Source organism: Pseudomonas sp. MNR3A (assembly GCF_009650575.1).
Taxonomy (GTDB): Bacteria; Pseudomonadota; Gammaproteobacteria; order Pseudomonadales; family Pseudomonadaceae; genus Aquipseudomonas; species Aquipseudomonas machongensis.
This window is the reverse complement of the sequence record NZ_VZZS01000028.1, coordinates 118,867-127,720: the sequence shown is the minus strand read 5'-3', so window position 1 is coordinate 127,720 and position 8,854 is coordinate 118,867. Positions and strand designations below refer to the sequence as shown.

Sequence of the window (8,854 nt, the reverse complement as noted above, 5' to 3'; positions counted from 1 at the left end):
CGGTCGGAATGCTCATTTACAACCCGTAAAGTCGAGCGCGACTCCGACCGTTCCTCGGCTGTTTTCGCCTTGCCTGACCTTCGTCTCAAGACCTTTCATACAGAACCTAGTCGTTCTTTTTCGGTGGGTCCTGGGACAGCCCTGGCAACGGCTGGTCCTTTGGCGGCCCAGGCAACGGCATTGGCGGCAGCAACGGCGCGCCGGGCTGGCTGCTGCCGGCCTTCGGTGGCGTGCTCGGGGTAATCTGCGGATAGGGCGTGGGCGTCGGCGTACCCGGTGCACCTGGCACCGGGGTAATGGTGCCCGAAGGCTGCCCGGCGGCATCGGCCAGCGGGGCGGCAAGCAGGAGCAGCGTGGCAAGGATCACAGGCAACATCGGTAACCTCCCGTCCGGAACCTGCCTACAGGCTACGCCCAATTGCGCGCTTTTGCCTGTCCGCCGGGCCCGCAGGCGCGCTAGACTCGATGCATAACCGTCATTGCCCTGATAACGAAAAAGGTAACACCATGAGCTCGGCCTCCAACTCCGCCGCCACCGCCCGTCTCGACCGCATCCTCGCCGACGCCAAGCGCGACAAGGAAATGGGCTACCGCGACAAGGCACTGAAGATGTATCCGCACGTCTGCGGGCGCTGCGCCCGCGAGTTCTCCGGCAAGCGCCTGTCGGAACTGACCGTGCACCACCGCGACCACAACCACGACAACAACCCCCAGGACGGCTCCAACTGGGAGCTGCTGTGCCTGTACTGCCACGACAACGAGCATTCGCGCTACACCGACCAGCAGTATTTCGGCGAAGGCTCGCTGAGCACGCCGAAAACCAATGTCGCCACGCACAACCCCTTCGCAGGCCTGGCCGCCCTGATGAAGAAGGACTGACCGTCGATTCATCCGCCCACGGCGTCGGCTAGCCCGTATAATCGCGCTCTTTTTTTGCGAAGGGCCCCGACTCGTGGCTAACAAACGGTACAGCTGCATCGGCCTGTTCAACCCAAAATCCGCTGAAAACGTAGGCTCGGTGATGCGTGCGGCGGGCTGCTACGGCGTCAACTCGGTGTTCTACACCGGCAAACGCTACGAACGCGCCCGCGACTTCGTCACCGACACCAAGCGGGTGCACTACGACATCCCGCTGATCGGCATCGACGACCTGCAGCGCATCATCCCGCTGGGCTGTACGCCAGTGGCAGTGGAGCTGGTCGACGGCGCACGGCCACTGCCCGAATACACCCATCCGGATCGGGCGATCTACATCTTCGGCCCGGAGGACGGCAGCCTCGACGAAAGCGTACGCGCCTGGTGCGAAGAAACCATCTACATCCCCACCCAGGGCTGCATGAACCTGGCCGCGACGGTCAATGTGGTGCTGTATGACCGGCTGGCAAAGGGCTTGAATACTCGCTCCGGCCCCAAGTTCAAGTAACCGGGAGCCGGGCTGCAGCGCAGCCCGGCAACCTCACGTCATCCGCTCGCTGGCAGGTTTGCCCCAGGCCGACAGCAGCGTCGCCAGAATGATCAACCCTGCCCCCGCCAGCATCCGCAGCGACGGGGCCTCGGCGAACAGCACCCAGGCGCAGGCGATCGCATACACCGGTTCCAGTGCAAGGATCATCCCCGCACTGCGCGCCGCCAGGCCCTTCAAGCTCTTGACGAACAGGTACTGCGAAAGGCCCGTGCAGAACACCCCGAGCAGCGCCAGATAGATCCAGTCCGCCGTCTGCAAGCCCTGCCCCACCAGGTTTTCCAGGGCCACCGGTAGCACCAGCACCGCCACCACCAGGTTTTGCCAGAACGCCACCTGCACGGCCTTCAAGCCACTGGCCCAGCGCCGGTTGGCAATCGCCAGCAAGGCGAACGACAGGCCCGAAGCCAACCCCCAGAGCAAACCCAGGGTGCCCTGGTCGAGCAGGTCGAAGGTCGGCACCACCAGCACCAGGCCCAGGCTCACCAGCGCCAGCAGTAGCCATTCGCGCAGGCGGATACGCTCGTTAAACGCCAGGCAATCAAGCAGGGCGATGAACGCCGGGAAGCTGGCAAAACCCAGGGTCGCTATCGCCACACCGCCGATCTTCACTGCGAGGAAGAAGGTCACCCAGTGTGCGGCCAGCATGGCCCCGGTGAACAGCAGCACGGCGGCGCGACGGCGGTCCAGCCCCCTGAACAAGGCTCGCCGCTGGAGCAGCGCGACCAGCCCCAGGGCAAGCACGGCGAAGGCGGCGCGACCAAAGGTGATGACACTGGCATCGGCCTGGATCAGGGCGCCGAGGATGCCGGTCAGGCCGAACAGCACTGCGGCGACATGCGCCAGGACCAGGGCGTTGCGGTGCGACAGTGCAGGGCTGAGCCCGCGGGTTTGGGAGACGATCATGGGCAGTGAACTCGCAAAAAAATGAAAAATGGCGCACGCAGTCATTCCCCCGGGGCCTGTGCACGGGTTCGATTCTGTTGGGGGAATGTGTGGCCTGCGGTGATCCGCCAGGCCTGCAGCGCCGCAGCCTTGTCTGGCTCTTGCGAGCCGTGCTGCTTATTCGCTGTTGTTGCAGAAAGGGGTTGGGGTGGGTGTTGGCCTTTTCGCGGGCAAGTCGCAGCGGCGAACCGCCGCTCCCACAGCTGATCTCCGTTGGGTTAACTGTGGGAGCGGCGGTTCGCCGCTGCGACTTGCCCGCGAAAAGGCCAACACCCACCCCCGACAACAAAAGCACTGAACTCCGTCAGAACAGCGCCCTGTCGCTCAACTCACGAAGCGTTGATCCAGATGGTCTTGAGCTCGGTGTATTGATCATGCGCCCACACCGATTTGTCGCGCCCGCCAAATCCGGACTCTTTGTAGCCTCCGAACGGCGTCGAGGCATCGCCCTCGCCAAAGCAGTTCACCGTCACCACCCCCGCGCGGATCTCCCGCGACAGACGCAGCGCGTTGCGCAGGCTGCCGGTGTAGGCCGAGGCCGCAAGGCCATAGACCGTATCGTTGGCAAGCTCGATGGCCTCCTCAAGGGTCTCGAAACTGGTCACGCTCAATACCGGCCCGAAGATCTCCTCGACGAACAACCGGTCATTGCGCGCCACGCCGTCGACGATAGTCGGCTGCACGAAAACCCCATCCCGGGTCTCGCCGCCCTGCACCACTTTGAGGTTGTGTTCGGCGGCATGCTCCAGGTACGAGCGCACCTTCTCGAAGTGCGACCGGCTGACCATGGCGCCCAGGCGATTGTCGGGGTCCAGCGGGTCGCCCAGCTTCCAGTCCTTCAGGTGCTTGCCGATCAGGCCCAGCAGCTCGTCCTTGACGTCCTTGTGCACGATCAGCCGCGACGATGCCGAGCAGTTCTCGCCCATGTTCCAGAACGCACCGGCAGTGACGAACTGCGCCACTTCGTCCAGGTCCTCGCAGTCGTTCATCACCACCGCCGGGTTCTTGCCACCCAGCTCCAGCACGATGCGCTTGAGGTTGGATTCGGCGGCGTACTTGAGGAACAGCCGCCCGGTATCGGTGGAGCCGGTGAAGCTGACCATCGGGATGTCCATGTGCCGGCCGATGGCCTCGCCCACTTCCCGCCCGCCGCCAGGCACCAGGTTGAACACACCCGCCGGGATCCCTGCCTGGTGCGCAAGCTCGACCACACGCAAGGCGCTGAGGGTGGTTTCCTTGGCCGGCTTGACCACGATCGAACAACCGGCGGCCAGCGACGGCGCGATCTTCCACGCCAGCATCAGCAGGGGGAAGTTCCAGGGCAGCACCAGGCCGACCACACCGATGGCTTCGCGCACCACCATGGTCACGGCGGCATTGCCCGTCGGGGCGGTGCTGTCGTAGATCTTGTCGATCAGCTCGGCGTGCCAGCGCAGAGTGTGGATGGTCTCCGGCACATCGACGTTCTGGCATTCACTGACCGGCTTGCCGCTGTCCAGGCTCTCCAGCACCGCCAGTTCATGGGCGTTGTCTTCGAGCAACTGGGCGAACTTCAGCAGCACATGCTTGCGCTCGCCCGGCTGCAGCCTGGACCAGCTGCCGGCCTCGAACACCCGCTTGGCGGCGGCGACGGCCAGGTCGACGTCCTGCACATCGCAGGCGGCGACCTCGGCCAGTACCTTGCCGGTGGCCGGGTTGGTGGTCACGAAAGTGTTGCCCGAGATCGCGTCACGGAATTCGCCGTCGATGAAGGCCTGGGTACGCGGTTGCAGTTCGGCGGCGATGGCTGCGTACTCGGCTTTGCTCAGCAGTTCACTCATCTCAGGCCGCTCCGGTGATCTGCGCGATGCTGCGCTTGAGCTCGCTGACCACCGCCTGCAACGCCTGCTTCTCATCGGCGTTCAGGTCTTGCAGCGGCTTGCGCACACCGCCGGTGCGCAGGCCGTTGAGCGCGCAACCGTACTTGATCGACTGAACGAACTTGCCGCCTTCAAGGAAGTCCATCAGCGGCATCATCGCCGCCATGATGCGGCGGCCCTTGGCAAAGTCCTTCTCGATCACGCAGGCCTCGTAAAGCGCCACATGCTCGCGCGGGATGAAGTTGGAGCCGGCGCAGACCCAGCTCTGTGCACCCCAGGCGAAGAACTCCAGGGCCTGGTCGTCCCAGCCACAGGAAACCTGGATGTTCGGACGCTTGATCGCCAGGCGGTGCAACTGGTTCATGTCGCCTGAACTCTCCTTGATGGCCACGATGTTCTTCACATCGGCCACGGCATCGAAGAACGCCTCGCCCATGCTCACGCTCATGCGGCCCGGGTAGTTGTAGAGCATGATCGGCAGGTCGGCCGCGGCGTCTACCGCCTTGACGTGCAACGCAATCTCCTCCTGGGTCGGCAGCGCATAGGGCGGCGTGCCGACCAGCAGCGCATCGGCCTTGATCTCTTTGGCGTGCTTGGCAAAAGCCACGGCGTCCTCGGTGCGGATGCCGCCAGTGCCGATGATCAGCGGCAAACGACCGTTGAGCACGTCCTTGGCCTGGGCCGCGAGCTCGATGCGCTCCTGGGCGGTGTGGGCGTAGTACTCGCCCGTGGAGCCGCCGATGATCACGCCGTGGATCTTCGAGTCAAGCAGATACTCCAGTACGTCGGCGAAGCCCGCCTTGTCGATCGATCCGTCAGCGGCCAAGGGGGTGATGGCAGGGGTATAGATACCTTCGAATTTCATTAGCGGTTCTCCTGTGAATGCAAAGGGTCAGTCCGCGCCGACATGGCGGCGCGAGGTAGATGGATCAGGTCAGGGATGCCGCCTGCTGCAGGTTCAGCGAGCGGGTTTCGGGGGCCAGCGCCCAGGACACGGCCAGGCCCAGCAAGGTGACCGCCGCAGCGGCATACATGGTGAAAGCGATGCCGTAGCTGTCCAGGACCATGGGCACCAGCCAGGTCCCGATCGCTGCACCGACGCGTGACAGCGACGTGCCGACGCCGACAGCGTTGGCGCGGATCTCGGTGGGGAACAGCTCGTTGGGGTACACCAGTTGCAGCACCTGGGCGCCACCGATGAACAGCGCATAGGCGCCGAACAAGGTGAGGATCAGCAGCTCGGAGCCGGCGTGGAACACGCCCAGCCCCAGCAGCGCCAGGCCCGACCAGAAGAAGCTGTGAATCAGCATGCTGCGCCGGCCCATGGCGTTGATCAGGCGGGTGGCGATGATGCAGCCGACCACGAACAGCAAGGTAATGGCCACCGAGCCGAACGATGCCCAGTCGCCTTTGAGGTTGAGTGCGCCGAGCACCTTGGGCGCAAAGGCGTATACGGCGAATACCGGGATCACCGAACACGACCAGAACACGGCGACGAACATCATGCGTTTGCCGTAGCCGGAGTGCATCAGGTCGAGGAACGACAAGCGTTTCTGTACCGGCTCCTCTGGCAGATTGCGCAGGGAAAAGTCATGGCCGTACACACTGCGGATCACCGCCTCGGCCTCGTTCGCCCGACCCTTGCTCAGCAGCCAGCGTGGCGACTCGGGCGTGCCGATGCGGATCACGAACAGCAGTGCGCCGATCAGCGCCGGGCTGGCCAGCACCAGCCGCCAGGCGTCGTCACCACCCTGACGCAGCAGGAAGTCTCCCAGGATGTAGGCAAACGCAGCGCCGGCGAACCAAAGAATGGTCAAGGTCGCCAGGCGCGGCCCGCGATTGCGCTTGGGCAGGAACTCCACCAGCAGCGAGGTGGCCACCGGGTACTCGATGCCGACCGCCACCCCCACCACGAAGCGCAGCAGGAACAGCAGCAGCGCCGACTCCACCCAGAACTGGCTGAGCGAGGCGAGAATGAACAGGGTCGGGCCGACGAAAAACACCCGCTTGCGGCCGAAGCGGTCAGTCAGCCAACCGCCGAGAAAACCGCCGAAGAAAATACCGATCAGTGCGGACGCGGCAATCATGCCCTGCCAGAAACTGCTCAGTGACAGCCCGGCGGTCATCTGCACCATGGCCACGCCGATGATGCTCAGTACATAGCCATCGACGAACGAGCCACCGCCCGAACGCACGGTGAGCCATTGGTGAAAGCGATTAAGCGGTACGTCTTCGATTGATACATTGTGAGTTGTCATTATTGTCTCCTGCCATCATCAAACGCAGGCCGTTTTCAGGACGAGCGAACCCGCGACGCTGAAAAAGACTTTCAGCCCCGTGAGCCCGAAGTTGCACTTCGAACCGAAACAGCACGCAATAGAAACCGCAGGCCGGGCATAAAATACCCAGCGAATATCAAGTTGTTTATAACGCTTTAATTGAACTCAGCTTTCTTGGCCGGCGCGGTACTGGCCCCACTTCAGGTTGAAATTCAGGCCCAGCGAAACCAGCGGCGCCGGCGGGTTGGCACAAGGGCCCGGTGCATTGAGCACAAACTCGATCAATTCATTTTTCTCGCCCGCCAACCAGTCGGCCAGTAACTTGCCGGTGGCGGTCCCTCGGGTCACGCCCAGGCCATTGCAACACAGGGCGGCGTAGACATTGGGTGACAACTCGCCGAAGTACCCCATGTGATTGCGCGACATTGCCAGGGCACCGCCCCAGGTATATTCGAATGGCAGGTCGGGCAACATCGGGAAACGCCGGGCGAACGCATCGCGATGACGCACGGCAAAGCGCTCCAGGTACTTGCTGTTGGCGCGCCCATCGGGGTTGAAACTGAAACTGTTGCGGATCAGCAGGCGGTTGTCCGGGGTGCGGCGCACCGTGGTCCCGAACGGATCGGCCGGAATCACGCCCCAATAAGGCTTGCCGCCGAGTCGCGCCTGCTCTTCTTCGGTCATGGGCCGGGTCAGGCTGGCATAGGTGAACACCGGCAGCATCCGCCCCTTGAGGAAGCCGAAGCTCATGCCAAAGGCATTGGTGGTGAGCACCAGTTTGTCGGCGGTAATCGATCCCTGGGCGTGCTTGAGCACGGTCTTGGCACCGTACTGCACCTCGGTGATCGGGGTGTGTTCGTAGAGGGTGACGTTGGCCGGCAGGTTGTCGGCCAGCCCCTTGACCAGTGCCGAGGGCTGGATCAGTGAGGTGCCCGGGGTGAACAGGGCCTTGCGATAGAAGTCGGTGCCGATGTGTTCGGGCAACTCGGCCGCCTCGAGCATCTGGTACGGCTGGTCGAGCCGGTCCAGGCCCCGGCGATACGCGTCGAGTACCGCGACGCCGCGCGGTTCGATGGCCGCCTGGTACTTGCCACAGTGTTTCATCTGGCAATCGATGCCGTGGCGCTCGACCAGTTCCTTCAAGAACGATTGGCCACTGAGGTTGAGCTTCATGGTCTTGCGAGCGATACCGATATCGCCGATGTAGTCCTCGGCACCGATGTCATGGGGCAGGTCGATGGCGAAACCGGCGTTGCGCCCGGACGAACCGAACCCCACCTCCTGGGCTTCGAGCAACACGACCTGGTCATCAGGAAAGTGCAGTGCCAACTGGCGCGCCGCAGCAAGCCCGGTAAAACCGGCACCGACCACGACCCAGCGCGCGGCACTGTGGCCGCGATGCGGTGCCTGGATACGGCGTCCCTTGCTCAGGTGATACCAGCCACAGCGGCTGTCGTCGGCGGGCAACGAGGCGATCTTGGTCATTTCAGGAACCCGATATTGTTGTTAGCGTCTGTTCCTCATCACGCCCGCCCCTCCCGGCGTCCTGCCAGTACCTGGGATGGCGATGAGTGCTGCATCTACAAGGCCAGTACCACTTCCATTCCCTGGGGCGCCGCGTATTCGGCCATGCGGCGACGGGACAGCTCGAAGTGCTCGCGCACCAGCTGCCCGGCAGTTTCGGGGTCGCGGCGCTCGATCGCCTCGATCATCTGTTCGTGTTGCACGCAGGCCAGTTCGAGGTCGCGCTGCATGTCATCGGTGGTCGGGTGGCGATAGAAGATCTTGCCCAGGCGGGTGTGGTCGATGAGCAAGCGACGCAGGCTGGGCATCAGGTAGTCGTTGTGCGCCATCTTGCCGATTTCCAGGTGGAAGGCGTCGTTGTAGAGCACACGGTTTTCCACATCCTTCTGTTCGATCGCCTCGCGAAACAGCGCCTGGATCGCCTTGAGCGCTTCGATCTCGCCGGCGGTGGCGTGGGTCGCGGCCAGTTGCGTGGTGGCGATGTAGATCAGCGGCGCGGCGAGGAAGAAGCTGTGCAGCGAATCGTGGTTCATCGCCGCCACCCGTGGTGCGCGGTTGGCTTCGAGCTCGATATAGCCCTCGGCGGCCATCTGGCGCAGCAATTCACGTACCGGTGGTCGCGACAGCCCGAACTCGTCACTCAGGGCCAGTTCATCCACCACTGCGCCAGGCACCAGCTCCATGCTCAGGATGCGCCGGCGCAATGCTTCAGCGAGCACGCCCTTGCGATCGAGCGGCGCTTCTCCGGTGAGTGGATGGACATCAGAACTGGCTTTCATGGCGGC

At 63.6% G+C, this 8,854-nt stretch carries 9 protein-coding genes; 2 read left to right on the top strand and 7 right to left on the bottom strand.

The window, feature by feature from the left end; genetic code table 11:
* Positions 1 to 106: 106 nt before the first annotated feature.
* A complete protein-coding gene (locus tag F6X62_RS19110; RefSeq protein WP_153774413.1) occupies positions 107 to 376 on the bottom strand; it encodes a hypothetical protein in 270 nt (89 codons plus the stop codon).
* A 131-nt stretch (positions 377 to 507) separates the two neighbouring features.
* On the opposite strand from F6X62_RS19110, the gene F6X62_RS19105 reads away from it, so the two are divergent.
* Together F6X62_RS19105 and F6X62_RS19100 are read left to right on the top strand one after the other, a co-directional pair.
* A complete protein-coding gene (locus tag F6X62_RS19105) occupies positions 508 to 879 on the top strand; it encodes a YajD family HNH nuclease (RefSeq protein WP_054895032.1) in 372 nt (123 codons plus the stop codon).
* A 73-nt stretch (positions 880 to 952) separates the two neighbouring features.
* Positions 953 to 1,423, top strand: a complete 471-nt coding sequence (locus F6X62_RS19100) for an RNA methyltransferase (RefSeq protein WP_054895033.1) — start codon at positions 953 to 955, stop codon at positions 1,421 to 1,423.
* A gap of 33 nt (positions 1,424 to 1,456) precedes the next feature.
* On the opposite strand, the gene F6X62_RS19095 is transcribed toward F6X62_RS19100, so the two are convergent.
* From F6X62_RS19095 to F6X62_RS19070, 6 genes are all read right to left on the bottom strand, one after another.
* On the bottom strand, positions 1,457 to 2,368 hold the full coding sequence (locus F6X62_RS19095) for a DMT family transporter (protein ID WP_153774412.1): 912 nt from the start codon (positions 2,366 to 2,368) through the stop codon (positions 1,457 to 1,459).
* A gap of 368 nt (positions 2,369 to 2,736) precedes the next feature.
* Entirely contained in the window at positions 2,737 to 4,227 is a 1,491-nt protein-coding gene (locus tag F6X62_RS19090) for an aldehyde dehydrogenase (RefSeq protein WP_153774411.1), read from the bottom strand.
* Between the two features lies 1 nt (position 4,228).
* The gene (locus tag F6X62_RS19085; RefSeq protein WP_153774410.1) at positions 4,229 to 5,131 is read right to left on the bottom strand and encodes a dihydrodipicolinate synthase family protein; all 903 of its coding nucleotides are present in this window, start codon (positions 5,129 to 5,131) and stop codon (positions 4,229 to 4,231) included.
* 64 nt (positions 5,132 to 5,195) lie between these two features.
* Positions 5,196 to 6,524, bottom strand: coding sequence for an MFS transporter (locus tag F6X62_RS19080; protein WP_153774409.1), 1,329 nt, complete (start codon positions 6,522 to 6,524; stop codon positions 5,196 to 5,198).
* Positions 6,525 to 6,710: 186 nt separating this feature from the next.
* Complete coding sequence (locus tag F6X62_RS19075; RefSeq protein WP_153774408.1) at positions 6,711 to 8,030, bottom strand: FAD-binding oxidoreductase; 1,320 nt, start codon at positions 8,028 to 8,030, stop codon at positions 6,711 to 6,713.
* Between the two features lie 95 nt (positions 8,031 to 8,125).
* A complete protein-coding gene (locus tag F6X62_RS19070) occupies positions 8,126 to 8,848 on the bottom strand; it encodes a GntR family transcriptional regulator (RefSeq protein WP_153774407.1) in 723 nt (240 codons plus the stop codon).
* Positions 8,849 to 8,854 lie beyond the last annotated feature (6 nt).

Excerpts from the sequence above, each read along its gene's own strand:
- F6X62_RS19110 (WP_153774413.1), bottom strand. The coding sequence starts at position 376 with ATGTTGCCTGTGATCCTTGCCACGCTGCTCCTGCTTGCCGCCCCGCTG.
- F6X62_RS19070 (WP_153774407.1), bottom strand. The coding sequence starts at position 8,848 with ATGAAAGCCAGTTCTGATGTCCATCCACTCACCGGAGAAGCGCCGCTC.
- F6X62_RS19080 (WP_153774409.1), bottom strand. The coding sequence starts at position 6,524 with ATGACAACTCACAATGTATCAATCGAAGACGTACCGCTTAATCGCTTT.
- F6X62_RS19085 (WP_153774410.1), bottom strand. The coding sequence starts at position 5,131 with ATGAAATTCGAAGGTATCTATACCCCTGCCATCACCCCCTTGGCCGCT.
- F6X62_RS19075 (WP_153774408.1), bottom strand. The coding sequence starts at position 8,030 with ATGACCAAGATCGCCTCGTTGCCCGCCGACGACAGCCGCTGTGGCTGG.
- F6X62_RS19095 (WP_153774412.1), bottom strand. The coding sequence starts at position 2,368 with ATGATCGTCTCCCAAACCCGCGGGCTCAGCCCTGCACTGTCGCACCGC.
- F6X62_RS19090 (WP_153774411.1), bottom strand. The coding sequence starts at position 4,227 with ATGAGTGAACTGCTGAGCAAAGCCGAGTACGCAGCCATCGCCGCCGAA.
- F6X62_RS19105 (WP_054895032.1), top strand. The coding sequence starts at position 508 with ATGAGCTCGGCCTCCAACTCCGCCGCCACCGCCCGTCTCGACCGCATC.